The sequence below is a fragment of the Streptomyces sp. NPDC051243 genome (assembly GCF_044455405.1).
Classification (GTDB): domain Bacteria; phylum Actinomycetota; class Actinomycetes; order Streptomycetales; family Streptomycetaceae; genus Streptomyces.
Window position 1 is genome coordinate 141,575 of the sequence record NZ_JBITES010000006.1, and the last position, 25,361, is coordinate 166,935.

21 protein-coding genes and 1 pseudogene are annotated in these 25,361 nt (G+C 70.9%); 10 read left to right on the top strand and 12 right to left on the bottom strand.

The window, feature by feature from the left end; all coding sequences use genetic code 11:
• Positions 1–7 precede the first annotated feature (7 nt).
• On the bottom strand, positions 8–1,276 hold the full coding sequence (locus ACIBAG_RS16915) for an ADP-ribosylglycohydrolase family protein (RefSeq protein ID WP_399105676.1): 1,269 nt from the start codon (positions 1,274–1,276) through the stop codon (positions 8–10).
• 338 nt (positions 1,277–1,614) lie between these two features.
• Complete coding sequence (locus tag ACIBAG_RS16920; RefSeq protein ID WP_399105678.1) at positions 1,615–2,733, bottom strand: ADP-ribosylglycohydrolase family protein; 1,119 nt, start codon at positions 2,731–2,733, stop codon at positions 1,615–1,617.
• A gap of 270 nt (positions 2,734–3,003) precedes the next feature.
• Between ACIBAG_RS16920 and ACIBAG_RS16925 the strand changes: the two genes are divergently transcribed.
• The 3 genes from ACIBAG_RS16925 to ACIBAG_RS16935 all read left to right on the top strand — a co-directional run bounded on the left by ACIBAG_RS16925 (position 3,004) and on the right by ACIBAG_RS16935 (position 10,205).
• The gene (locus ACIBAG_RS16925) at positions 3,004–3,735 is read left to right on the top strand and encodes a VIT1/CCC1 transporter family protein (RefSeq protein WP_399105680.1); all 732 of its coding nucleotides are present in this window, start codon (positions 3,004–3,006) and stop codon (positions 3,733–3,735) included.
• A gap of 391 nt (positions 3,736–4,126) precedes the next feature.
• Positions 4,127–8,749: a glutamate synthase large subunit gene (gltB, locus tag ACIBAG_RS16930; protein ID WP_399106316.1), complete on the top strand. Its 4,623-nt coding sequence runs from the start codon at positions 4,127–4,129 to the stop codon at positions 8,747–8,749.
• Positions 8,742–10,205: a glutamate synthase subunit beta gene (locus ACIBAG_RS16935; protein ID WP_399105682.1), complete on the top strand. Its 1,464-nt coding sequence runs from the start codon at positions 8,742–8,744 to the stop codon at positions 10,203–10,205. Before gltB ends, ACIBAG_RS16935 begins: the two co-directional genes overlap by 8 nt.
• A 104-nt stretch (positions 10,206–10,309) precedes the next feature.
• On the opposite strand, the gene ACIBAG_RS16940 is transcribed toward ACIBAG_RS16935, so the two are convergent.
• The 4 genes from ACIBAG_RS16940 to legP form a co-directional block, all read right to left on the bottom strand.
• Positions 10,310–10,645 (bottom strand): YbaY family lipoprotein, encoded by a 336-nt coding sequence (locus tag ACIBAG_RS16940; RefSeq protein ID WP_399105684.1) that lies wholly within the window; start codon positions 10,643–10,645, stop codon positions 10,310–10,312.
• A gap of 14 nt (positions 10,646–10,659) precedes the next feature.
• Entirely contained in the window at positions 10,660–10,920 is a 261-nt protein-coding gene (locus tag ACIBAG_RS16945; RefSeq protein ID WP_031483461.1) for a hypothetical protein, read from the bottom strand.
• Positions 10,917–11,180, bottom strand: a complete 264-nt coding sequence (locus tag ACIBAG_RS16950; RefSeq protein ID WP_399105687.1) for a hypothetical protein — start codon at positions 11,178–11,180, stop codon at positions 10,917–10,919. The genes ACIBAG_RS16945 and ACIBAG_RS16950 overlap by 4 nt, the downstream gene beginning before the upstream one ends.
• 67 nt (positions 11,181–11,247) lie before the next feature.
• Positions 11,248–12,339 carry a Dot/Icm T4SS effector Zinc-dependent metalloprotease LegP gene (legP, locus tag ACIBAG_RS16955; protein ID WP_399105689.1) on the bottom strand — a complete coding sequence of 364 codons (1,092 nt, stop codon included), beginning with the start codon at positions 12,337–12,339 and terminating at the stop codon, positions 11,248–11,250.
• A gap of 416 nt (positions 12,340–12,755) precedes the next feature.
• Between legP and ACIBAG_RS16960 the strand changes: the two are divergent.
• Together ACIBAG_RS16960 and ACIBAG_RS16965 are read left to right on the top strand one after the other, a co-directional pair.
• Positions 12,756–13,336, top strand: a pseudogene (locus ACIBAG_RS16960) (VWA domain-containing protein).
• A gap of 83 nt (positions 13,337–13,419) precedes the next feature.
• Positions 13,420–15,066, top strand: a complete 1,647-nt coding sequence (locus ACIBAG_RS16965; protein ID WP_399105691.1) for a cytochrome bc complex cytochrome b subunit — start codon at positions 13,420–13,422, stop codon at positions 15,064–15,066.
• Here the strand turns inward: ACIBAG_RS16965 and ACIBAG_RS16970 are convergent.
• Both ACIBAG_RS16970 and ACIBAG_RS16975 read right to left on the bottom strand, forming a co-directional pair.
• Positions 15,044–16,009, bottom strand: a complete 966-nt coding sequence (locus ACIBAG_RS16970; RefSeq protein ID WP_399105693.1) for an acyl-CoA dehydrogenase family protein — start codon at positions 16,007–16,009, stop codon at positions 15,044–15,046. The genes ACIBAG_RS16965 and ACIBAG_RS16970 overlap by 23 nt on opposite strands.
• A 409-nt stretch (positions 16,010–16,418) precedes the next feature.
• Positions 16,419–17,558 carry an acyl-CoA dehydrogenase family protein gene (locus tag ACIBAG_RS16975; RefSeq protein ID WP_399105695.1) on the bottom strand — a complete coding sequence of 380 codons (1,140 nt, stop codon included), beginning with the start codon at positions 17,556–17,558 and terminating at the stop codon, positions 16,419–16,421.
• Between the two features lie 73 nt (positions 17,559–17,631).
• Between ACIBAG_RS16975 and ACIBAG_RS16980 the strand changes: the two genes are divergently transcribed.
• The 3 genes from ACIBAG_RS16980 to ACIBAG_RS16990 are packed head-to-tail and all read left to right on the top strand — an operon-like array spanning position 17,632 to position 20,224.
• Positions 17,632–18,414: an SDR family oxidoreductase gene (locus tag ACIBAG_RS16980; RefSeq protein ID WP_399105697.1), complete on the top strand. Its 783-nt coding sequence runs from the start codon at positions 17,632–17,634 to the stop codon at positions 18,412–18,414.
• A gap of 15 nt (positions 18,415–18,429) precedes the next feature.
• A complete protein-coding gene (locus ACIBAG_RS16985; RefSeq protein ID WP_399105699.1) occupies positions 18,430–19,041 on the top strand; it encodes a TetR/AcrR family transcriptional regulator in 612 nt (203 codons plus the stop codon).
• 25 nt (positions 19,042–19,066) lie between these two features.
• Positions 19,067–20,224 (top strand): acetyl-CoA C-acetyltransferase, encoded by a 1,158-nt coding sequence (locus tag ACIBAG_RS16990; protein ID WP_399105701.1) that lies wholly within the window; start codon positions 19,067–19,069, stop codon positions 20,222–20,224.
• Here the strand turns inward: ACIBAG_RS16990 and ACIBAG_RS16995 are convergent.
• The 4 genes from ACIBAG_RS16995 to ACIBAG_RS17010 are packed head-to-tail and all read right to left on the bottom strand — an operon-like array spanning position 20,208 to position 23,601.
• The gene (locus ACIBAG_RS16995) at positions 20,208–21,257 is read right to left on the bottom strand and encodes an NAD(P)H-dependent flavin oxidoreductase (RefSeq protein WP_399106318.1); all 1,050 of its coding nucleotides are present in this window, start codon (positions 21,255–21,257) and stop codon (positions 20,208–20,210) included. The genes ACIBAG_RS16990 and ACIBAG_RS16995 overlap by 17 nt on opposite strands.
• Complete coding sequence (locus ACIBAG_RS17000) at positions 21,257–22,009, bottom strand: CoA-transferase subunit beta (protein ID WP_399105703.1); 753 nt, start codon at positions 22,007–22,009, stop codon at positions 21,257–21,259. The genes ACIBAG_RS16995 and ACIBAG_RS17000 overlap by 1 nt, the downstream gene beginning before the upstream one ends.
• Complete coding sequence (locus ACIBAG_RS17005; protein ID WP_399105705.1) at positions 22,006–22,842, bottom strand: CoA transferase subunit A; 837 nt, start codon at positions 22,840–22,842, stop codon at positions 22,006–22,008. Before ACIBAG_RS17005 ends, ACIBAG_RS17000 begins: the two co-directional genes overlap by 4 nt.
• Positions 22,843–23,601 (bottom strand): enoyl-CoA hydratase family protein, encoded by a 759-nt coding sequence (locus ACIBAG_RS17010; RefSeq protein ID WP_399105707.1) that lies wholly within the window; start codon positions 23,599–23,601, stop codon positions 22,843–22,845.
• A gap of 54 nt (positions 23,602–23,655) precedes the next feature.
• Here ACIBAG_RS17010 and ACIBAG_RS17015 point away from each other — a divergent pair, with 54 nt between their 5' ends.
• Positions 23,656–24,408: an SDR family oxidoreductase gene (locus ACIBAG_RS17015; protein ID WP_399105709.1), complete on the top strand. Its 753-nt coding sequence runs from the start codon at positions 23,656–23,658 to the stop codon at positions 24,406–24,408.
• The gene (locus ACIBAG_RS17020; protein WP_399105711.1) at positions 24,405–25,337 is read left to right on the top strand and encodes an SDR family oxidoreductase; all 933 of its coding nucleotides are present in this window, start codon (positions 24,405–24,407) and stop codon (positions 25,335–25,337) included. The genes ACIBAG_RS17015 and ACIBAG_RS17020 overlap by 4 nt, the downstream gene beginning before the upstream one ends.
• The last annotated feature ends 24 nt before the right edge of the window (positions 25,338–25,361 follow it).

The following is a 25,361-nucleotide window of genomic DNA, read 5'->3' on the forward strand; positions in this document are numbered from 1 at the left end:
CCCCGAATCATCCTCCTGGTCGGGCCGGTTGTGCGGCTTCCAGGAGTTCGGCGAGTTCCACCAGGTCAGTGCCGGTGAGACGGGGGAGTACGCAGCCGGAGAGGGTGCGGCAGGTGTCGCGCCAGCTCGCCGGGATCGCCGCGCCGCCGCCCAACGCGCCGGTCAGTGCGCCTGCCAGGGCCGGTGCCGAGTCGGCGACGCGGGAGAGGCACGCGGCCGCGGGAACCGCCTCGGCGATACGGCCGCCTGCCGCGACCGTGAGGGCCAGGGCCACCGGGACCGTTTCGGCTGCGGCGATGCCGTAGCTGTAGACGTGGTCGACGATTTGGTGTTCGAGGAGGGGGATCAGGGCGAAGGCGCTGTCGGCGGCTTGTGCGAGCTCGAGGGCGTGGCGGGCGTTCCGCCCGATCTCCGTCCCCTCGGGGAGTTCGGTGAGGGCGGCGGCTACGCAGGTCTCGGTCTTCGCGCCGGTCAGGGCCAGTGCCACGGCCGCCGCCATCGCTCTCGCGCCGTGTACGCCGTCGCCGTCCTGGGTGTAGCGGGCGTCGAACTCGGCGAGGTCGGCGGCACGCCGGGGGTCGCCGGGGTGGGCGACCGCGAGGACGCAGGCGCGTACGCAGGCCGCGTCGTCGAAGTAGTGGGGGTTGTCGTGACCGGTGGCGGGTGGACGCAGGCCGGTGGCGAGGTTGCCGAGGCCGGCGCGGACGGAGATGCGGGCGCGCAGGGGGAGGATCGCCGACTCGACCTCCGGGGCGCGGTCGGCCGCGGCGGCCACCTCGCCGGCTACGGCGTTCCAGGTCAGGTCGATGGCGGCTCGGGTGCGGCGTTCTCGGCTGAGGTCGGCGAGGGCGGTGTCGTCGCCGGCGCGCAGGAGCGCCTCGGCTGCGAAGGCGGCCCATTCCGCGTCGTCGGAGGGGCCCAGGCGGAGGGGTTCGGGGGGTTGGTTGAGGGCGATGGGGACGGGGAGGGTGGTGGTCGCGTTGTGTTCGGCGAAGGTGTCGAGTTCGCGGGTGAGGCGGCGGGTCCATTCGGGCATGCGGGCGGCTCGGTGGCGGGCGGCGGGCCAGCCGGCGGCGTCGCCCGCGGCCAGGCCGAGCAGGAGGCCGAGGGTTCGTCGACCGGCCTCGGCTTCGCCTTCGGACTGGGGTTTCCCGCCTGCACCACCCGTGCGACTTTCGTCGCCGGGTGCGGGTGGCCCCGGCGGGGTGTGCTCGCCTTCGGCGGCCGCGGGTCCCTCCGGGGGTGTGGCAGTTACGAGTGCCTCTGGTGCCGTCACCGAAGCGAGTTCCTCCGAGCTCGTCCCAGCCCGTACGTCTTCTGGGTTCGTCCCAGCCCGTACGTCTTCTGGGTTCGTCCCAGCCCGTACGTCGTCTGGGTTCGTCCCAGCCCGTACGTCTTCTGGGTTCGTCCCAGCCCGTACGTCTTCTGGGTTCGTCCCAGCCCGTACGTCTTCCGGGTTCGTCCCAGCCCGTACGTCCTCCGGGTTCGTCCCAGTCCCGACGCCCTCCGGGCCCGTCCCCGCCACTGCCTCCTCCGAGCCCGCAGCCACCCCCCGCTCCGCCGGCACCGGAGTCTCGGCCGGGCGTCCGCCCTCGTCCCAAGGGCTTGGCGGAGTCACGGTCGGGTCTCCGGCTCGGTGCGCGTGAGCGAGGTGACGCAGCGGCGTGCGGGGGCCTCTTGCCGTACCGGTTCGACCGCCTCCGTCGGTGCCGGTGCCCCCGCTGCCCACTTCCCGCCCTCCGTGGGCGTCAGCAGCTCCGCGACGTCCAGCACATGGTGTCCCGCCATCGACGGCAGACAGCTTCCGCGGGCCGGACCGATCGCCGCCGCCCACTCCGTCGGAATCGCCGACTCGCCCTGGGTCGCGCCCGCCAGCGCTCCCGCCACCGCCGCCGTCGTGTCAGCGTCGCGGCCCATGTTCACGGCCGTCAGTACCGCCTGGACGAAGTCGCCGTCCGCCGCCGCGTACGCCCCGAAGGCCAGGGCGACCGCCTCGGGGGCCAGATCGGTCCACGGGTAGCCGCCGATGACGACCGCGGAGCGGACCGCGCGTTCGCCTCGGTGGGCCACCGCCACCGCCCGCCTCAGCGACCTGGCCGTCCAGGAGTCGTCCGGGACGACGGCCAGCGCGGAGGCCACCACCGCGATCGTCGGCGCCCCGGCCATCGCCGCCGCGACACCCGCCGCCACCGCCTGGCCGCCGTAGATGCCCTCGCCGTCATGGCTCACCGAACCGTCGATCGCCACCAGCCGGGCCGCCTCCGCCGGGCGGCCCGCCGCGAAGACGCCGAAGGGAGCCGCCCGCATGGCGAGGCCGTCGCTCCAGGCGTGCCGGTGCTGGGCCGAGATGGGGGCGGCCAGGCCCCGGCGGAGGTTCTCCAGCGTGCCGCGTTCGCTGAAGCCCGCGCCCCGGAAGGGGCCTTCCGCCCGGTCCGCGATCCACTCGTGCCACGCCGTCTCCACATGGGCCGGGGTGAGGGCCGAGCCATGGCGGGCCAGGAGGAGGCCGGAGAAGATCGCGTACTCGGTGTCGTCCGTGCCGGAGGGCTTGTCGGTGACGAAGCCGGTGACGCGGCCCCAGCGGGCGCGGATCTCGGAGGGCTTCATGTTCTCCGCCGGGGCGCCCAGCGCGTCGCCGACCGCCAGGCCGAGCAGCGCGCCGCGGGCCCGTTCGCGGAGCTCGGCGGCGTCCCCGGGCGCCGGAACCGAGGGGATGCAGGCGATCGATGCCATACGCGGCCTTCCTCCGGGGGCTCCGCCCAGGGCGCGGAGCCCTTTGCGGATATGTCCCACCGTCGGCGGTTGACCCGAGCCTCGGAAGCCCCGGTGTCACCCGGTCGACATCTGTGCGGGCCTATACACGAATGAGCGTTCTAAGGGAAAACCGCAGGTTAGCCCAGGCTTTCCTTGCTGGCGGGGCGGAATTTCCGGGCGTAGATTTGGTGTTGTCGAAGAATAGAACGTGTCTAAAGACAGCCTTACCTGAGTTTCTGGGGGACCTTCATGGCCATCATCGAGATCGAGGCGCCGCTGCACGAAGCGCACCGCGACAACCACACCCACCGCGATGTGAACGGCGGCTGGCTGCGGCCCGCCGTCTTCGGGGCGATGGACGGTCTGGTCTCCAATCTCGCCCTGATGACCGGTGTCGCGGGCGGCGCGGTCAGCCATCAGACCGTCGTGCTGAGCGGCCTCGCCGGGCTGGCCGCCGGTGCCTTCTCCATGGCCGCGGGTGAGTACACCTCCGTCGCCTCGCAGCGCGAGCTCGTCGAGGCCGAGCTGGATGTGGAGCGGCGGGAGCTGAGAAAGCACCCGGAGGACGAGGAGGCCGAGCTCGCGGCGCTGTACGAGGCCCGTGGTGTCGAGCCGAAGCTCGCGCGGGCCGTGGCCGAGCAGCTCTCCCGTGATCCCGAACTGGCCCTGGAGATACACGCCCGGGAAGAGCTCGGCATCGACCCCGGTGACCTGCCGTCCCCGCTGGTCGCGGCCGTCTCGTCCTTCGGGTCGTTCGCGCTGGGCGCCCTGCTGCCCGTACTGCCGTATCTGCTCGGCGCCACCGCGCTGTGGCCGGCCGTGCTCCTCGCGCTCCTGGGGCTGTTCCTGTGCGGTGCCGTGGTGGCCAGGGTGACCGCGCGGACCTGGTGGTTCAGCGGGCTGCGACAGCTCGCGCTCGGTGGTGCCGCGGCCGGTGTGACGTACGCCCTGGGCAGTTTGTTCGGAACGGCCGTAGGATAGCTCGGCTGGAACTTATGCGTTGGGCCGCATAAGTAGCCGTTACTCGCTGGTTTCGGATGCATGACCACCGGGCATGAGCCGTAAGCGCTGTGGGCAATGACGCCTGCTGCGCACTCGCGGGGTGGGCGACGACGCCTCCCCCGCCACCGGACCGACGGAACTCCGATCTGATCGATCTTTTTCCGCCGGATCCCACATGCTTTCCGCACATACTTTCCGCCGCCGTGCGCGGTACCCGCCGCGACCGCGGCGTCCGCATGTTGGAACGGAGTATCCCGGTTCCCGAGAACCGCTCCATCATGTAACCTGCACGAAATTTTGCACTCACGCAGAGGGCCAACGTCGTCCCTCGGCAATCTGCATATGCCACATGACGACGACGGGAGAGCCGATGCGTACGCCGCGCCAGCCGTCCCAGCACTCCGCGCATGGCCAGAACTGGTCGTTCATGGATGCTCGCCCTGCTGCGCAGGGTATGTACGACCCCCGCAACGAGCACGACGCCTGTGGCGTCGGCTTCGTGGCCACCCTCACCGGCGAGGCGAGCCACACGCTGGTCGAGCAGGCGCTGACCGTTCTGCGCAACCTCGAGCACCGCGGCGCCACCGGCTCCGAGCCCGACTCGGGTGACGGCGCGGGCATCCTGTCCCAGGTGCCGGACGCCTTCTTCCGTGAGGTGGCCGAATTCGAACTGCCCGCGGCCGGTGCGTACGCCGTCGGTATCGCCTTCCTGCCGGAAGAGGAGACGGCCGAGGCCGTCTCGAAGATCGAGACGATCGCCGGTGAGGAGGGCCTGACGGTCCTCGGCTGGCGTGAGGTTCCGGTCGCGCCCGAACTCCTCGGAGCCACCGCCCGCTCGACGATGCCGGCCTTCCGGCAGATCTTCGTCGCCGACGGCACCTCGGAGGGCATCGCGCTCGACCGCAAGGCCTTCGTGCTGCGCAAGCGCGCCGAGCGTGAGGTCGGTGTCTACTTCCCGTCGCTGTCCGCGCGCACCATCGTCTATAAGGGCATGCTGACCACGGGCCAGCTGGAGCCGTTCTTCCCGGACCTGTCCGACCGCCGGTTCGCCTCCGCGATCGCGCTCGTGCACTCCCGGTTCTCCACGAACACCTTCCCGTCGTGGCCGCTCGCGCACCCGTACCGCTTCGTCGCGCACAACGGTGAGATCAACACCGTCAAGGGCAACCGCAACTGGATGGTCGCCCGCGAGTCGCAGCTCGTCTCCGACTTGTTCGGCTCTGCCGACCATGGACGCAGCGGTTCCGACGACAATGCCCTGGAGCGCATCTTCCCGGTGTGCACCCCGGACGCCTCCGACTCCGCGTCCTTCGACGAGGTGCTGGAGCTGCTCCACCTCGGCGGCCGTTCGCTGCCGCACTCCGTGCTGATGATGATCCCGGAGGCGTGGGAGAACCACGACTCCATGGACCCGGCCCGGCGCGCCTTCTACCAGTACCACTCCACGATGATGGAGCCCTGGGACGGCCCGGCCTGTGTCACCTTCACCGACGGCACCCAGGTCGGCGCCGTGCTCGACCGCAACGGCCTGCGCCCCGGCCGCTACTGGGTCACCGACGACGGCCTCGTCGTCCTCGGCTCCGAGGTCGGCGTCCTCGACATCGACCCCGCCAAGGTCGTCCGCAAGGGCCGCCTGCAGCCGGGCCGTATGTTCCTCGTCGACACCGTCGAGCACCGCATCATCGAGGACGACGAGATCAAGGCCGCCCTCGCCGCCGAGCACCCGTACGCGGAGTGGCTGGAGGCCGGCGAGATCGAGCTGTCCGACCTGCCCGAGCGCGAGCACATCGTGCACACGCACGCCTCGGTCACCCGTCGCCAGCAGACCTTCGGCTACACCGAGGAGGAGCTGCGCATCATCCTCGCGCCGATGGCCAAGGCCGGCGCCGAGCCGATCGGTTCGATGGGCACCGACTCGCCGATCGCCGCGCTGAGCGAGCGCCCGCGCCTGCTCTTCGACTACTTCACCCAGCTGTTCGCGCAGGTCACCAACCCGCCGCTGGACGCGATCCGCGAGGAGCTCGTGACCTCGCTGCGCTCGTCCCTCGGCCCGCAGGGCAACCTGCTCGAGCCGACGGCCGCCTCCTGCCGCTCGGTCACCCTGCCCTTCCCGGTGATCGACAACGACGAGCTGGCCAAGCTCATCCACATCAACGCCGACGGCGACATGCCCGGCTTCAAGGCCGCGACCCTCTCCGGTCTGTACCGGGTGCACGGCGGCGGTGACGCCCTCGCCGCGCGCATAGAGGAGATCTGCGCCGAGGCCGACGCCGCCATCGAGAACGGCGCCCGCCTGATCGTCCTGTCGGACCGCCACTCGGACGCCGAGCACGCGCCGATCCCGTCGCTGCTGCTCACCGCGGCTGTCCACCACCACCTCATCCGCACCAAGCAGCGCACCCACGTGGGCCTGCTGGTCGAGGCCGGCGACGTCCGCGAGGTCCACCACGTCGCCCTGCTCATCGGCTACGGCGCCGCCGCCGTGAACCCGTACCTGGCGATGGAGTCCGTCGAGGACCTGGTCCGCGCCGGCACCTTCCTGTCGGACATCGAGCCCGAGAAGGCCATCCGCAACCTGATCTACGCCCTGGGCAAGGGCGTCCTGAAGGTCATGTCCAAGATGGGCATCTCGACGGTCGCCTCCTACCGCGGCGCCCAGGTCTTCGAGGCCGTCGGTCTCGACGACGCCTTCGTCGAGAAGTACTTCAACGGCACGGCCACCAAGATCGGCGGCGTCGGCATCGACGTCATCGCCAAGGAGGTCGCCGCCCGCCACGCCAAGGCGTACCCGGCCTCCGGCATCGCTCCCGCGCACCGCGCGCTGGACATCGGCGGCGAGTACCAGTGGCGCCGCGAGGGCGAGCCGCACCTGTTCGACCCGGAGACGGTCTTCCGCCTCCAGCACTCCACACGCACCGGCCGCTACGACATCTTCAAGAAGTACACCGAACGCGTGAACGAGCAGTCCGAGCGCCTGATGACGCTCCGCGGGCTCTTCGGCTTCAAGTCGGACCGCCAGCCGATCTCCATCGACGAGGTCGAGCCGGCCAGCGAGATCGTCAAGCGCTTCTCCACGGGCGCCATGTCGTACGGCTCCATCTCCAAGGAGGCGCACGAGACCCTCGCCATCGCCATGAACCAGCTGGGCGGCAAGTCCAACACCGGTGAGGGCGGCGAGGACCCGGAGCGTCTGTACGACCCGGCGCGCCGTTCGTCGATCAAGCAGGTCGCCTCCGGCCGCTTCGGTGTGACCTCCGAGTACCTGGTCAACGCCGACGACATCCAGATCAAGATGGCCCAGGGCGCCAAGCCCGGCGAGGGCGGCCAGCTGCCCGGCCACAAGGTGTACCCGTGGGTGGCCAAGACACGTCACTCGACGCCGGGTGTCGGCCTGATCTCCCCGCCGCCGCACCACGACATCTACTCCATCGAGGACCTGGCCCAGCTGATCCACGACCTCAAGAACGCGAACCCGCAGGCGCGGATTCACGTCAAGCTGGTATCCGAGGTCGGCGTCGGCACGGTCGCGGCGGGTGTGTCGAAGGCGCACGCGGACGTGGTGCTCATCTCCGGCCACGACGGTGGTACCGGTGCTTCGCCTCTTACGAGCCTGAAGCACGCCGGTGGCCCCTGGGAGCTCGGCCTCGCCGAGACCCAGCAGACGCTGCTGCTCAACGGCCTGCGCGACCGCATCGTCGTGCAGACCGACGGCCAGCTGAAGACCGGCCGTGACGTCGTCATCGCCGCGCTGCTCGGCGCCGAGGAGTTCGGTTTCGCGACCGCACCGCTCGTCGTCTCCGGCTGCGTCATGATGCGCGTCTGCCACCTGGACACCTGCCCGGTCGGCATCGCCACCCAGAACCCGACCCTGCGCGACCGCTTCTCCGGCAAGGCCGAGTACGTCGTCAACTTCTTCCAGTACATCGCCGAAGAGGTCCGCGAGATCCTCGCCGAGCTCGGCTTCCGCTCCATCGAGGAGGCCGTCGGCCACGCCGAGGCGCTGGACGTCACGCGTGCCGTCGACCACTGGAAGGCCCAGGGCCTGGACCTGGCCCCGCTGTTCCACGTGCCCGAGCTGCCCGAGGGCGCGGTGCGCCACCAGCTCATCGAGCAGGACCACGGCCTGGAGAAGGCGCTCGACAACGAGCTCATCAAGCTCGCCGCCGACGCCCTCGCCGCGGACTCCGCGACCGACGCCCAGCCGGTGCGCGCGCAGGTCTCCATCCGCAACATCAACCGGACGGTCGGCACCATGCTCGGCCACGAGGTGACGAAGAAGTTCGGCGGCGCGGGCCTGCCCGACGACACCATCGACATCACCTTCACGGGCTCCGCCGGCCAGTCCTTCGGCGCCTTCCTCCCGCGCGGTGTCACGCTGCGCCTGGAGGGCGACGCCAACGACTACGTCGGCAAGGGCCTCTCCGGCGGCCGGGTCGTCGTCCGTCCCGACCGGGGCGCCGACCACCTCGCCGAGTACTCGACGATCGCGGGCAACACCATCGCGTACGGCGCGACCGGCGGCGAGCTGTTCCTGCGCGGTCGTACGGGTGAGCGGTTCTGTGTCCGCAACTCCGGTGCGCTGGTCGTCTCCGAGGGCGTGGGCGACCACGGCTGCGAGTACATGACCGGTGGTCACGCGGTGGTCCTGGGCGAGACGGGCCGTAACTTCGCGGCCGGTATGTCCGGCGGCATCGCGTACGTCATCGACCTCGACCGCGACAACGTCAACGTCGGCAACGTCAGCGCCATCGAGGCCCTCGACGACACCGACAAGCAGTGGCTGCACGACGTGGTCCGCCGCCACCAGGAGGAGACCGGATCCACGGTCGCCGAGAAGCTCCTGGCCGAGTGGGACACCGCGGTCGAGCGCTTCAGCAAGATCATCCCCAGCACGTACAAGGCAGTGCTCGCCGCCAAGGACGCCGCCGAGCGAGCCGGTCTGTCCGAGACCGAGATCACCGAGAAGATGATGGAGGCGGCGATCAATGGCTGACCCGAAGGGCTTCCTGAACCACGGCCGTGAGGTCGCCAAGTCCCGTCCGGTCGACGTGCGTCTGAAGGACTGGAACGAGGTCTACGTCCCCGGCTCCCTGCTGCCGATCATCAGCAAGCAGGCCAGCCGCTGCATGGACTGCGGCATCCCGTTCTGCCACAACGGCTGCCCGCTCGGGAACCTGATCCCCGAGTGGAACGACTACGCCTACCGCGAGGACTGGGCGGCGGCGTCGGAGCGCCTGCACGCCACGAACAACTTCCCGGAGTTCACGGGCCGCCTGTGCCCGGCCCCGTGTGAGTCGGCGTGTGTGCTCGGCATCAACCAGCCGGCCGTCACCATCAAGAACGTCGAGGTCTCGATCATCGACAAGGCGTGGGACGCGGGCACTGTCGCCCCGCAGGCCCCGGAGCGCCTGTCCGGCAAGACCGTCGCCGTCATCGGCTCGGGCCCGGCGGGCCTGGCCGCCGCCCAGCAGCTCACGCGGGCCGGTCACACCGTCGCCGTCTACGAGCGCGCGGACCGCATCGGAGGCCTTCTCCGGTACGGCATCCCCGAGTTCAAGATGGAGAAGCGGCACATCAACCGCCGTATCGAGCAGATGCGCGCGGAGGGCACCCGCTTCCGCACCGGCATCGAGATCGGCCGCGACCTCAAGGCGACCGACCTGAAGAAGCGGTACGACGCGGTCGTCATCGCCGCCGGCGCCACGACCGCCCGTGACCTCCCGGTCCCCGGCCGCGAGCTCAAGGGCATCTACCAGGCCATGGAGTACCTGCCGCTGGCCAACAAGGTCCAGGAGGGCGACTACGTCACCTCCCCGATCTCGGCCGAGGGCAAGCACGTCGTGGTCATCGGCGGTGGCGACACCGGCGCCGACTGCGTGGGCACCGCCCACCGCCAGGGCGCGGCCTCCGTCACGCAGCTGGAGATCATGCCCCGCCCGAACGACGAGCGGAACCCGGTCGCCCAGCCGTGGCCGACCTTCCCGATGCTCTACAAGGTCACCTCGGCCCACGAGGAGGGCGGCGAGCGGGTCTACTCCGTCTCCACCACCCACTTCGAGGGCGACGAGGACGGCAACGTCCAGTGGCTGCACCTCACCGAGGTCGAGTTCATCGACGGCAAGCTGACCCCGAAGCCGGGCACCGAGCGCAAGATCCCCGCCCAGCTGGTCACCCTGGCGATGGGCTTCACCGGCACGGACCGCGAGAACGGCCTCGTGGACCAGTTCGGCCTGGAGCTCGACGAGCGCGGCAACATCGCCCGCGACGCCGACTTCCAGACCAACGTGCCGGGCGTCTTCGTCGCCGGTGACGCGGGCCGCGGCCAGTCCCTCATCGTGTGGGCCATCGCGGAGGGCCGCTCGGCCGCCCGCGGCTGCGACCGCTTCCTGACCGGCGCGAGCGACCTGCCGGCGCCGATCAAGCCGACGGACCGCGCGCTGATGGTCTGATCCGCCGGCTCGGCACAGACGTCCCGTACAACGGCGTACGGAACATCGACGGCGCCTGCCCCACAGTCCCCGACCGGACGAATGGGCAGGCGCCGTCGCCTTTCTCAGATGGCTCGCAGCCGTACGGTCACCGGGGCGGGCTCCTCGGGGACGGGCAGCGACTGCACGGTCAGCGCGTCCCCGCTCTCGACCACTCCGCTGCCGGACCGGTCGAGGTGAGCGTCCACCACGACCCGCTGCCGTGGCCCCCAGTCCGCCGACAGCCGGAAGGGCACACTGACCGTGCCCTGCCCGTCGTACGAGATGTCCTGAGCCGTCGCGGTGAGTTCCCGCGCGGGAGCGTCGGCCACCGTCACGTCGAGCACGCGCACCCGCAGGACCGCCTCGTCGAAGGCGCCCAGGTCGGGAGTGAGCAGGACCCGCCCGGAGACAGTGGCCACGTCACGCTCGCTTGCTAGGAGTTGAGCACGGCGTACCGCGCCTCGATGTCGACCGGTCCGCCCGTGAGGTTGCGGATCTCGATGAAGTACTTGATCAGGTTGCTCGCCTGACGGTCCACCTGGACCTTCCACTCCACCTGGGCGTTGCCGTCCACCATCGGCCACGTCGGTACGACCGTCCAGTCGACCCGCCAGGCCTCCGGCCAACTGTGGGTGAACCACCGGCGGCTGGTGTTCGCCGGTACCTGTCCGCGGAACTGCACTCCCAGAATCATGACTCTTCCCCCTTCGGCGCCTCGGGCGCGCCCCCGCCGTCCTGCGGACCTTCCGCGGCCGGGGCGCCCGCGACGCCCCCGCCGTCCTGTGCCACGCCCAGCGGCGCGTACGCGGCGCCCGCGAACTCGGGCCCCCCGATCCCACTGCCGGTCCCGGTGACGACCACCCCCGCCGGCGCCTCCGGTGCCCCGCTGAGGCTCGGCGCCGGACCGGCGTCGACCGCGTCGGCCCAGCCCGCGGGCATGGACTGGCCCGGCATACCCATTCCTTGCATGCTTCCCCCTGTCAGATCTCGTGATCAGATCTCGTGATCAGCTCTCGTGCCGTCAGGTCGCGTTGGCGCCCCAGCCCAGCACGTCGTAGCGGGCCTGGATGTCGACCGGACCGCCGGTCAGGTTGCGGATGTTGAGGAAGTACTTGAGCAGTCCACCGGACTGCCGGGTCACCTGGACCCAGGACTCGATCTGCGCGTCCCCGTCCACCACGGGCGCGGTCGGCACGACCGTCCAGTGGACGTACCAGTGCGCCGGCCAGCTGTGCGTGAACCAGCGCCCGACCTGCCCGGCCGCGACCCGCCCTGTGAACTGCACGCCGGAGAAGCGCGCCGGCGACTCCAGGTTCGCGTACATCGTGCGCACGGCGAGACAGTCGCCCGGGCTGAGTCCCGTCCGCTGGCCGATCTCGACGTTCTGCCGGGGCACGATGGTGTCCTGGCCGTTGTTCGAGAACGCCCAGCGCGGATAGTGCATGATCGAGTGGTAGTCGTACGCGCCGACGTCGTCGCCGTCGGTGATGTGCTGGTTGAAGTTGTGGGCCATGCCCTGCTGGATGTTGGCCCAGTGGATGGTGACGAACTGGTCCCGGTCCTCCCGGCTCTGCTCGTGCCAGAGCCCGACGGCGTGCCCGATCTCATGGATGGCGGCGCCGAGCTCGCAGCCCTGACCCAGCGTGATCTGCTGGACGTTGCCCCGCCGGCCCACGGCCGAACTGCAGCCGCCGCCGGGCACGAACCGGATGAAGTCGGGGTGCTGCGCCTGGTTCTGGGCCGTGCGCTGCACGAAGCGGATGCGGGTGTTGCGCTGCCAGTGGTCGATCGCGCCGGTGACGCGGGCCTGGTCGGGCAGGTTCGGGTCGATCTCGTACGGCACGAGGCCGTTCACCCAGCGGAACTGCTGGCCGGGCAGGACGACCCCGTTCTCCTCCAGCGCCACCGCGTGCTCGGCGGCGACCTGCTTGGACTCGATGAGGTCGAGGACGATGTCGCCCTCGAAGACGGGCTGCCCGTCGACCTCGGTGTACTGCACCGCCTTCGGCCCCTTGCCCGCCAGCTGGACGAGGCCCGCCTGCACCTCCGGTCCGACCTGGTAGGGCCCGAACCCCGAACCGGCGGCGGCCGGTTCGGCCGTTTCGGTTGCCATGGCGTCCCCCTTGATTGACGTTGTTCCCCCTTGGGGTGATTAACGTCGATGAGGCGCCATCTTTCGTCAATGGAGGGCGGAGGCGGCTTTTGTCTCGTACGTCTGGCCCAGCACGGCCCGGGCACCTTGTACGTCTCCTCGTACACCTGCCAGCCGTGGGGTGCTCAGCGAAGCTTCTCGTCGCCGAGAGAGGGGTGGGGCCCTCGTGCCGTAATCTCGGCAGCCGGACCAGTGCGTCACGCCGGAGCAGTGCGTCAAGGGGGAAACAGGACATGGCCGCGATCAGTCTCAGCAAGGTCGAGGAGACCGCGCCCGCGCTGGTGAGCCTCTACAAGAGCGCCGGGGTGTCGCTGCACAAGCACGGGCTGGACGGGGTGCGGGCCGCGGTCTACCTGGTCGTGGACTACTCCGGGTCGATGAAGCCGTACTACAAGGACGGCAGTGTGCAGGCGCTGGCCGACCGAGTGCTCGGGCTGTCGGCGCACTTCGACGACGACGGCACCGTTCCGGTGGTGTTCTTCTCGACCGACGTCGACGCCCAGACCGAGATCGCGCTGGCCGACCACCGCGGGCGCATCGAGCGGATCGTGGCCGGCCTCGGCACATGGGCAAGACCAGCTACCACCTGGCCATGGACGCCGTCATCGACCACTACCTCGACAGCGGGTCGACGGACCCCGCCCTGGTCGTCTTCCAGACCGACGGCGGCCCCATCAACAAGCTCGCCGCCGAACGCTACCTGTGCAAGGCGGCCCGGCTCCCGCTGTTCTGGCAGTTCATCGGCTTCGGGGACCCGGACAGCAAGCAGTTCGACTATCTGCGCAAGCTCGACGAGCTGTCCGTCCCGGACAAGCGGGCCGTCGACAACGCCGGGTTCTTCCACGCGGGTTCGGAGCCGCGCAAGGTGTCCGACGCCGAGCTGTACGACCGGCTCGTCGGCGAGTTCCCGAAGTGGCTGGTGGCCGCGCGGGCGCAGGGAATCGTACGGCCGGCCTGACGCGTAGACCGCTTGCCCGCCCCGTTGGCCGGGCCCGTGGGGGCGTGTCACCCTGAGGTGATCCGACGGGAAGGCGACGACACATGGACGGCGCACGATCGGGGAACGAGGGAGCGGAGGCCGAGCGGGTCACGTCGCCCGGGAGAGGCGAGAAGATCGCCGACTGGGCCGACGGGCGGCTCGGTATCTACGCCGTGGCCAAGGCCAACATGCGCAAGGTCTTTCCCGACCACTGGTCCTTCATGCTGGGCGAGGTCTCCCTCTACAGCTTTCTCGTCCTGATCCTCACCGGCGTCTACCTCACCCTGTTCTTCGACCCGAGCACCCGCGAGGTCGTCTACAACGGCTCCTACGAGCCGCTCAACGGTGTGCTGATGACCAGGGCCTACGAGTCCACGCTCGACATCAGCTTCGATGTGCGCGGCGGGCTGCTCATGCGGCAGATCCACCACTGGGCGGCGCTGGTGTTCATCACCGGCATGATGGTGCACATGATGCGGGTGTTCTTCACGGGCGCCTTCCGCAAGCCGCGCGAGCTCAACTGGGTGTTCGGCTGGACCCTGCTGATGCTCGGCATCATCACCGGCCTGACCGGCTACTCCCTCCCCGACGACCTGCTGTCCGGCACCGGACTGCGCTTCGCCCACGGCGCGATCCTGTCCATCCCGATCGTCGGGACGTACGTGGCGTTCTTCCTCTTCGGCGGGGAGTTCCCCGGAGAGGACTTCATCGCCCGCCTCTACCCGATCCACATCCTGCTGCTGCCGGGGATCATGCTCGGCCTGGTGGCCGCCCATCTGATCCTGGTCTTCTACCACAAGCACACGCAGTACCCGGGCCCCGGCCGCGACCAGAAGACGGTCGTCGGCATGCCCTTCCTGCCGGTGTACACGGCCAAGGCGGGCGGCTTCTTCTTCCTCGTCTTCGGCGTGCTGGCGGTCATGGGCGGCATCGCCAGCATCAACCCCGTGTGGGCGTTCGGGCCCTACCGCCCCGACTTGGTGACCACGGGCGCCCAACCGGACTGGTACCTGGGCTTCTCCGAGGGACTGATCCGGGTGATGCCGGGATGGGAGATCAACGCCTGGGGCCACACCCTGGAACTCGGCGTCTTCATCCCCTTCTCGCTCTTCCCGCTGATCCTGCTCGCGATCGGCCTGTATCCCTTCCTGGAAGCGTGGGTCACGGGTGACAGACGCGAGCACCACATCCTCGACCGGCCACGGAACATGCCGGTGCGCACCGGTCTCGGCGCGGCCTGGCTGAGTCTGTACGCGGTGCTGCTGATCGGCGGCGGCAACGACATCGTGGCCACGCATCTGCATCTGTCCATCAACGTGATCACGTGGTTCGTGCGGATCGCGGTGTTCGTCGTGCCCGTCGTCACCTTCTCGGTGACCAAGCGCGTCTGCCTGGGGCTCCAGCGCCGGGACCGGGCCAAGGTGCTGCACGGCAGGGAGACGGGCACCATCAAACGGCTTCCGCAGGGCGAGTACATCGAGATCCACGAGCCGCTCACCCAGGGACAGCTGTTCACCCTCACCCAGCACGAGCAGCATCCGCCGTACGAGGTCGGCCCGCTCGTCGACGCCAACGGCGTCCGGCGCCGGGCCGCCCCGTCCCAGCGGGTACGGGCCCGGCTGGCGCGGGCGATGTTCGGGCCTCGGACGCGGATCACCAAGCCGACGGTGGAGGAGTACCGCGAGGTCACCAGCGGCGATCACCACTGAGCACCTCCGCCCTGCACACGTCCGGGCTGCCCCAGGCGGTTCTGAGGGCCCGGGCCTTGGTCAGCCACAGCGACAGGTCGTACTCCGCCGTGTAGCCGATCGCGCCGTGCGACTGCAGGGCGGTGCGGGCGGTGGCGTACGCGGCCTCGCAGGCGGTGACCTTGGCGGCGGCGACGTCGGCCGGGGTCATGGTGAGCGCGGCGCCGAGGACGAGGGGCCGGGCGAACTCGAGGGCGATCTTGGCGTCGGCCAGGCGGTGCTTGACGGCCTGGAACGAGCCTATGGGGACGCCGAACTGGGTGCGCTGCCTGACGTACGCGACGGTCTTGTCGAGCAGCGCGAGGCCCACGCCGAGGGCCTGGGCGGCGGTGGTCAGGCGGGCGTATGCGAGGGCTTGGGCGGTGGGCGGTTCGGGGCTGAGGAGCTCGCCGCCGGGATCGAGGGGGGTGAGGCGGCGGGCCGGGTCCAGGGAGGGGCGCACGGGGCCATGGCCGGGGGAGAGGTACAGGCCACGGGGGGTGAGCGCGAGGCGGGTGGTGGCCGCCTCGCCGTCCAGGGCGTACGGCGTCGTCCACGCCAGCGTCGCCATCGCCTCGCCCGCGGCCAGCGCCGGAAGGAGCCGCTTGGCCGGGCCGGGGTCGGGCAGACCGGCGAGCAGTGCAGCGGCGGTGACCGTCTCCACCAGCGGCCCCGGCACCGCATGCCGCCCCAACTCCACGAAGGCGACGGCGAGTTCGAGGGGCCGGGGGCCCAGCCCTTCGTAGGCCTCGGGAACGGCCAGCGCGAACACCCCCGTCTCAGCGATACGGGACCACAGCCCTCGGCCCCGCGCGTGCTCGCCCCGGCTCCAGTCCCGTATCACCGACGGGGTGTCCGCCGCCGTCAGCATCGCGTCCAGCGACTCGGCGAAGGCACGCTGCTCGGTGTCGAGGAGGAAACGCATCAGCGGGGTCCTTTCGGCCGCGGTGGTGTCCCTTCCGGTGCCGGCGTCGCGTTGTGGGTGTCGGGTGCCCGCTTGCCGGTTCCGGCGTTGTCCTTCCGTGTCGGCGGGGTCCTTTCGGCTGCGGTGGTGTTTTCGTGCGGTGTCGGTTTCGCGTTGTGGGTGTCGGGTGCCCGCTTGCCGGTTCTGGCGTTGTCCTTCCGTGTCGGCGGGGTCCTTTCGGCTGCGGTGGTGTTCTCGTGCGGTGTCGGTTTCGCGTTGTGGGCGCTCTCCGGCGCCCGCTTGCCGGTTCCGGCGTTGTCCTTCCGTGTCGGCGGGGTCCCTTCGTGCGCGGTCGTGTCCCCGTCCGGCGTCGGTTTCGCGTTGCCGCTGTCCGGCGCCCTCTTCCCGGTTCCGGTGGGGCCCTCCCGCATCAGCGTCGCCCCTTCGGCAGGCCGAGCAGCCGCTCGGCGATGATGTCGCGCTGGATCTCGTTCGTCCCGGCGTAGATGGGGCCGGCGAGGGAGAAGACGTAGCGCTCGGACCAGTCGGTGTCGGCCAGTTCGCCCTCGGTGCCAAGGACATCGAGGGCCGTCTCGTGCAGCGCGATGTCGTACTCCGACCAGAAGACCTTGTTCAGGCTGGACTCCGGGCCGATCGACTCGCCGTCGAGGAAGCGGGAGGCGGCCGCGTAGGTGAAGAGCTGGTACGCCCGGGCGCCGATCAGGGCGTCGGCGACGCGGTTCCGCGTGCTGTGCGGGCTGCCCCGGGTGTGCCAGAGGTCCAGCAGACGCTCGGCGCTCGCGAGGAAGCGGCCGGGGGAGCGCAGCATCAGCCCGCGCTCGTTGCCCGCCGTCGACATCGCGATCCGCCAGCCCTGGCCCGGCTCGCCGATCACGTCCTCGTCCGGCACGAACACCTCGTCGAGAAACAGCTCGGCGAACGCCGGCTTCCCGTCGAGGCGGGCGATGGGGCGGACTGTGACGCCGGGGGCGCGCAGATCGAACATCAGGTATGTCAGGCCCTGGTGGGGTTTCGGGCAGTCCGGATCGGTGCGGAACAGCCCGAACGCGCGGTCGGCGAAGGCGGCGCGCGAGGACCAGGTCTTCTGGCCGGACAGCAGCCAGCCGCCGTCCGTGGAGACGGCCCTCGACCTGAGCGAGGCCAGGTCCGAGCCCGCCTCCGGCTCCGACCACGCCTGCGCCCAGATCACCTCGCCGGCGGCCATGGGCGGCAGGACACGCGCGCGTTGCTCCCGCGTGCCGTACTCGAAGAGGGTCGGGGCGAGCAGGCTGACGCCGTTCTGGCTGACGCGTCCCGGCGCACCCGCCGCCCAGTACTCCTCCTCGAACAGCAGCCACCGCACGAGCGTGGCGTCACGGCCGCCGTACGCCGTCGGCCAGTTCACCACCGACCAGCGGTCGGCGGCGAGTTCGGCCTCCCAGGCCCGGTGTGCCGCGAAGCCCTCCGCCGTCTCCAGAGAGGGCAGGGGATCGGCCGGCACGTGCGCCCGCAGCCAGGCGCGGGCCTCGGCGCGGAACGCCTCGTCGGCGGCGGAGTGGGTGAGGTCCACGGTCGCCCTCCCTTCGCTCTGGCCTTCCCTTCGGTTCTTCCCTAACAAGTGTTTGGTAGGTTAGCGTGCTGCCATGACAAACGTCGAGACGCCGCCGTACGTTCCCGGGCACGGACTGCTCCGCGGACGCACGGCCGTCATCACCGCCGCGGCGGGCGCGGGCATCGGTGGCGCGACCGCCCGCCGCCTCCTGGAGGAGGGCGCGCGCGTGCTGATCAGTGATGCGCACGCGCGGCGTCTGAAGGAGTGCGAGGCGGAGCTGGCCCGGGAGTTCGCCGGCGCGGTGACGTCCGTGGTCTGCGACGTCACCGACGAGACGCAGGTGCGCGCCCTGTTCGACACCGCCGTACAGGAACACGGCCGGCTCGACGTCGTCGTCAACAACGCCGGCCTCGGCGGCACCTCGCCGCTCGTCGACATGACCGACGAGCAGTGGTCGAAGGTCCTCGACGTCACCCTGAACGGCACCTTCCGCTGCACCCGGGCCGCCCTGCGCCGGATGCGCGACACCGGCGGCGTGATCGTCAACAACGCCTCCGTCGTCGGCTGGCGCGCCCAGGCCGGCCAGGCCCACTACGCCGCCGCCAAGGCGGGCGTGATGGCGCTGACCAGGTGCGCGGCCCTGGAGGCCGCCGAGTACGGGGTGCGGGTGAACGCCGTGGCGCCGAGCCTCGCCATGCATCCCCACCTGGCGAAGGTGACGACCCCCGAACTGCTGGAGGAGCTGACCGCGCGCGAGGCCTTCGGGCGGTACGCCGAGCCGTGGGAGGTGGCCAACGTGATCGTCTTCCTGGCGTCGGGCTACTCGTCGTACCTGACCGGAGAGATCGTCTCCGTCAGCAGCCAGCACCCGTAGGACGACAATGGACCCGTGCCGACCAAGAAGAAGCCCCAGGTGACCGCCGCAGCCGCCAGGCGGCGCGAACTCCTCGACACCGCCGCCGAGGTCTTCGCCGAGCAGGGCTACAACGCCACGACCGTACGCAAGATCGCGGACCACGCGGGCATGCTCGCGGGCAGCCTCTACTACCACTTCGACTCCAAGGAATCGATGCTGGAGGAGATCCTGCGGAGCTTCCTCGACGAGCTCTGGTGCGGCTACGACGCCGTCCTGGGTGCCGAGCTCGGGCCCCGCGAGACCCTCGAGGCCCTGGTCACCGAGTCGTTCCGGGAGATCGACCGGCACCGCGCCGCCGTCGCGATCTACCAGAAGGAGAACAAGCAGCTGGCGGCGCAGGAGCGGTTCGCGTTCCTCGCCGAGTCGCAGCTGAGGTTCGAGAAGGCGTGGCTGTCCACGCTGGAGCGCGGGGTCGCGGCCGGGGTTTTCCGCTCCGACCTCGACGTCCGGCTCACCTACCGGTTCGTGCGGGACACGGTGTGGGTCGCCGCGTCCTGGTACCGGCCCGGCGGACAGCACAGCCCGGAGGAGATCGCCCGGCAGTACCTGTCGATGGTGCTGGACGGGATCGCCGTACGTACGTAACTCACTGAGGAGTCTGGGAGTTGCCATGGCCGAGGCCTACATCGTCGAAGCGGTCCGTACGCCCGTCGGGCGGCGCGGAGGAGGGCTCAGCGGGGTCCATCCGGCCGACCTGGGGGCGCATGTGCTGAAGGAACTCGTCTCGCGCGCGGGCATGGATCCGGCCGCCGTGGAGGACGTCGTCTTCGGCTGTCTGGACGCGGTCGGGCCGCAGGCCGGGGACATCGCGCGGACCTGCTGGCTGGCGGCCGGGCTGCCCGAGGAGGTGCCGGGCGTGACCGTGGACCGGCAGTGCGGTTCCTCGCAGCAGGCCGTGCACTTCGCGGCCCAGGGCGTGCTGTCCGGCACCCAGGACCTGGTGGTCGCGGGCGGCGTGCAGAACATGTCGATGATCCCCATCGCCTTCGCCACCCGGCAGGCCGCCGAGCCGCTCGGCCTCACGGCGGGCCCCTTCGCGGGCAGCGAGGGCTGGCGGGCCCGGTACGGGGAGAAGCCGGTCAACCAGTTCGTCGGCGCCGAGATGATCGCCGCCAAGTGGGGGATCACCCGGCAGGACCAGGAGGAGTTCGCGCTGCGCTCGCACCGGCGGGCACTGCGGGCCATCGACGAGGGGCGCTTCGAGCGGGAACTCGTTCGCTACGGGCCTGTCACGGTCGACGAGGGGCCGCGCCGGGACACCTCACTGGAGAAGATGGCCGGACTGAAGCCGGTCATCGACGGAGGCACCATCACGGCCGCCTGTTCCTCGCAGGTCTCCGACGGCGCGGCGGCGATGCTGCTGGCCTCGGAGCGGGCGGTGCGCGAGCATGGGCTCACGCCCCGGGCCCGGGTGCACCATCTCTCGGTGCGCGGTGAGGATCCCATCCGCATGCTCACCGCGCCGATACCCGCCACCGCCCACGCCCTGAAGAAGACCGGCCTGTCCATCGACGACATCGACCTGGTCGAGATCAACGAGGCGTTCGCGCCGGTGGTGCTGGCCTGGTTGAAGGAGACCGGTGCGGATCCGGAGAAGGTCAACGTCAATGGCGGGGCGATCGCTCTGGGGCATCCGCTGGGTGCGACGGGAGTGAAGCTGATGACGACCTTGCTGCACGAACTGGAGCGTACGGGCGGCCGGTTCGGGCTTCAGACGATGTGCGAGGGCGGGGGACAGGCCAACGTGACGATCATCGAACGGCTGTGAGCCGCTCCCGCACCTCCAGCGCCTCCTTCATGATCCGCTGCACCAGCTCCGCGCACGACGGCAGGTCGTCGATCACACCGGCGACCTGCCCGGCCGCCATCACCCCCAGATCCGTACGGCCGTCCACCATGGACGCCTTGAGCAGCATCGGTGTGTTCGCGGCGAGGAGGACCTGGCTCCAGGTCAGGTCCTTGCCGTGCCGGAGTGCGCGGCCGTCCTGGAGCATCCGGCGCCAGCTCGTGGCGGACAGTTTCCGGTAACTCGCCGCCCTGCGCACCGCCTGGAAAAGGGCCCGCGCCCGCCCGGAGCGCTCCAGGGCGTCGACCAGTTCCGTACGGAGCATGCGGTGGGGCAGGCCGTCCACGGCCCGGGTGACCGTCACGTCCCGGACCGCCGCCGCCAGATACCGCGCCTTCACCGCGTCCGGCACCGTCGAGTCCGAGGTGAGCAGGAACCGTGTGCCCATGGCGACGCCCGCCGCCCCGTAGGCCAGCGCCGCGACCAGCCCGCGCCCGTCGAAGAAGCCGCCCGCCGCCACGACCGGTATGTCCACGGCGTCGACCACCTGCGGCAGCAGCACCGTCGTCGCCACCTCGCCGGTGTGCCCGCCGCCCTCGCCGCCCTGCACGATCACCGCGTCCGCGCCCCACGCCGCGACCTTCTCGGCGTGCCGCCGGGCGCCGATCGACGGGATGACGACCACGCCCGCGTCCTTGAGCTCGGCGATCAGCTCGCGGGAGGGCGCGAGGGCGAAGGAGGCGACGCGCACACCCTCGTCGATCATCACGCGGACCCGGTCGCCGGCGTCCGAGGCGTCCGCCCGCAGGTTCACGCCGAACGGCGCGTCCGTACGGGATCTGACCTCGCGTATCGCCTCACGCAGCCGGTCGACGGACATCGTCGCGGAGGCCAGGATGCCCAGCGCGCCCGCGTTCGCCGTCGCCGACACCAGCCGGGGCCCCGCCACCCAGCCCATGCCCGTCTGCACGATCGGGTGGCGGACCCCGACCAGCCGGGTCAGCGGTGTCTCCATCACGCGGTGACCTCCCTGGACCGGGTGTTCTCCGGGTCGATCACCTCGCGGATGAGCCGCAGCTCGTCGGGGGTGGGCGGACGGGTCCGGGGCACGTCGTCGGGGACGGCGAGCTCGAAGGAGGTCGCCTCCCTGACCTGCGTCGGCGTGACGCCGGGGTGAAGCGAGACCAGTCGCATCGAGTGGTCGGGCGTGGCGAAGTCGAAGACGCCGAGGTCGGTGACCACACGGGGAATGCGGTGATGGCGGGCCGTCTGCGGATGCGCGGCCGCGTGGTCGTAGCCGACTCCGCACACCATGTCGACCTTCTCGACGAAGACCCGCCGGGAATGCCTGGGGATCCAGTAACTGGTGGGATTGTTGAGGGTGTTGACCGGCGCGCCGCGCACCCCGAGCAGCTGCCGTCTCGGCCGTTCCCAGTCGCCGATGCACGAGATGTTCTGGTTGCCGTAGCGGTCGATCTGGCTCGCGCCCATCATCACGTGCCGCCGTCCACCGGTCACCAGGGCCAGATGCTGCCGGTACGGCAGCCAGCCCTCGGGCGTCCCGTCCGGGCGGACGAGCGTTGCCTCGCCGTCGGTCAGCAGCAGGTCGGGCGCGAAGGTGAGCCGTGCCAGCCGGGCCCCCACGGAGGGGATCAGGCCCATCGGGCTCGCCAGGATCTCTCCCGCGTCGCGCCAGGCCTCGGCGCAGGCGATCACGCAGTACTCGGCACGGGTGGGCGGGAGAGCTTCGTGAGTGAACTCCGTCATGGCCGCTCCCTGACCGCCGTCTGGTACGCCTGCTCGTCCCCGCCGAGGAACCGCGCCGCGAACTCCGCCCAGGGCGTGCTCGCGTACGCCTTCTGGAAGGCCTCGTCCCGGCCGTAGTCCGGTGCGCAGGAGGTGAAGTGCGCTCCGTTCGGGGCCTCCACGACCCCCGTCACCGTGTGCCGTTTGATCAGCAGGGTCTGCGGCGCGGCCTCCTTCGTCAGCTCGGCCGTGTCGACGATGCGCTCACAGGAGACGTACGCCGTCTCCGCCGCCGCGCAGAACAGGTCGTCGAAGTAGGGATCGGGGCCCAGATACTGGCCGTTGCCCAGCCGGTCGGCACGGTTCACATGCACCAGGGCGGCATCCAGACGCAGGGCCGGCACGGCGACGAACGTCTCCCCGTCGTCGTACGGCGAAGTCACCGTCCGCAGGCCCGGGTTGACCCGCATCACGTCCGAACCGATCCCGGCCCGCACCGGGAGGAAGGGCAGCCGGTTGGCGGCCGCGTGCAGGCCCCACATGAACATCGCCTCGTCGATCTCCATCAGCTCGAAGGCGCCCTGTTCCCGGGCCGCGCGATAGTGCGGTTCCAGCGGGATCGAGTCGAGGGTGACGAAGGCGGTGACCAGCTTGCGGACACGTCCGGCCGCGGCGAGCATGCCGACGTCGGGGCCGCCGTACGAGACGATCGTGAGGTCGGTGACGTCGGAGCGCAGCAGCGCCCGCACCAGGGCCATCGGTTTGCGGCGCGAGCCCCAGCCGCCGATGCCGAGGGTCATGCCGCTGCGCAGCCGGGAGACGACCTCGTCCGCGGTTGTCGACTTGTCGCTCATTCAGCCACCGTCCCTTCCGAACGTGTCACGAACCCGGTCGGCGACCCCGCTGAGGCCCGCCTCGAAGGTGAAGCCCTGCTCGAAGCGGTAGCTGCGCCGCACGTCGACCGGGTCGATGCCGTTGATCGCGGCCTTGGCCAGGCGCAGCAGCTGCCCGTCCTTCGCGGCGATCTCGCGGGCCAACTCCAGTGCGGCGGCGTGCAGTCGCTCGCGCGGCACGACCCGCCACACCGATCCGTGCGCGTGCAGCTCGGCGGCGGTCGCGGTGCGCGAGGTGTAGTACAGGGCGCGCATCAGATGCTGGGGGACCAGCCGGGCCAGATGGGTGGCCGCGCCCAGCGCTCCCCGGTCCAGCTCGGGCAGCCCGAAGGTGGCGTCCTCGCTCGCCACGATCACGTCCGCGTTGCCCACCAGACCGATGCCGCCGCCCAGGCAGAAGCCGTGCACGGCCGCGATGACGGGCACCGCGCAGTCGTACACCGCGGCGAAGGCCGCCGCGCAGGCGTGGTTGGCGCCGATCAGCGCACCGTGCCCGCCCCGCTGTATCTCCTTGATGTCCACCCCCGCGTTGAACCCGCGCCCCTCGGCCGCGACGACGACACATCTGATCCCCGGGTCCCGGCCCGCCGCCCGCACGGCGTCGGCCAGCGCGAACCAGCCCGCCACCGGCAGGGCGTTCACCGGTGGGAAGTCGACCGTGACGACGGCGATCCCGTCCTTGCCGGGCCCCTTTTCCGGGGACGAGGTGGAGACACCCATGGCCGCATCAGCTACCTTTCCACCAAACGTTTGTTAGGTGAAGGGTAGCCGCGCATGGGGCTGGACGGGAAGGTCGTGGTCGTCACGGGTGGCACGCGGGGTGTCGGTGCGGGCATCGCGCGAGCCTTCGCCGAGTCAGGTGCGGACGTCGTGGTCTGTGCGCGCCGACCGCCCGAAGCCCCGTGCCCGCAAGCGGAGTTCAGACCACTCGACCTCCGCGATCCGGAAGCCGTACGGGCCTTCTTCGCAGCCCTGCCCCGCCTCGACGTGCTGGTCAACAACGCGGGTGGAACGCCGTACAGAAGGTTGACGGACGCGGATGCCGAGCGGCACGCGCGCGTGATCGAGCTGAACCTTCTCGCGCCGATGACGGCGTCCCTGGCCGCGTACGAGCACCTGAGGCGGGTGCGGGGCTCGGTGGTGATGATCGGCAGCGTCAGCGGCGGCCGCCCGTCGCCCGGGTCGGCGGCGTACGGGGCGGCGAAGGCCGGGCTGGAGAGTCTGGCCCGCTCGATGGCGGTGGAGTGGGCGCCGGAGGTCCGGGTCAACACGCTGGTCGTGGGCATGGTTCGCACGGAGCGGTCGGACCTGCACTACGGGGGCGAGGACGGCATCGCGGCCGTCTCCCGCACCGTCCCGCTCGGCCGCCTCGCCGAACCGTCCGACATCGGCGCGGCCGCCGTCTTCCTCGCCTCCGACGCCGCCGCCTACATCAGCGGGGCGAGCCTGCTCGTGCACGGCGGGGGCGAGCGGCCCGCGTTCCTGGACGCCGCGACGGTCAACAACCAGGAAGGGGACTTGGCATGAGCCGGATGTGTGAGGGGCGGGTCGTCGTGGTCACGGGCGCGGGCCGGGGTCTCGGGCGTGCGCACGCGCTCGCGTTCGCGGCCGAGGGGGCGAGGGTCGTCGTCAACGACCTCGGGGTCGGTTTGGACGGCACGCCGGGGGCCGGGGGATCCGCCCGGGCGACGGCCACGGAGAGCCCTGCCCTGCGGGTCGTCGAGGAGATCCGCGCGGCGGGCGGCGAGGCGATCGCACACGGCGGCGACGTGGCGACCAGCGGCGGGGCGGCGTCTTTGGTGGCGGCGGCGCTGGAGGCGTACGGCCGTCTCGACACCCTCGTCAACAACGCGGGCTTTCTACGGGACCGGATGCTGGTCAATCTGGACGAGGACGACTGGGACGCTGTCGTGCGCGTCCACCTCAAGGGACATTTCCTTCCCCTCAAGCACGCGGCCGCGCACTGGCGGGCGGAGGCGAAGGCGGGCCGGATGCCGAGCGCCCGGGTCGTCAACACGAGTAGTGGGGCGGGGCTGTTGGGGTCGGTGGGCCAGGCCAACTACAGCGCAGCGAAGGCAGGGATCGTGGGCCTGACGCTGGTCGCGGCGGCCGAGCTCGCCCGCTACGGCGTCCAGGTCAACGCGATCGCCCCGGCGGCGCGGACGCGGATGACGGAACGGGCCTTCGCGGAATCGATGGCGGCTCCTGCCGCCGGCTTCGACGCGATGGCGCCGGAGAACGTCTCGCCGCTGGTCGTCTGGCTGGGATCGGCGGGGAGCGATGGCGTGACGGGGAGGGTCTTCGAGGCGGAGGGCGGGCGGATCACTGTCATGGGGGGATGGAGGGCGGGGCCGAGCGTGGACAAGGGGGCGCGCTGGACGCCGGAGGAGGCGGGGGAGGTGGCGCGGAAGCTGGTGGGGGAGGCGGGGGCGCCGGGGGCGGTGTACGGCGCGTGAGGTTGCGCCGGGTTTTTCGCCCCG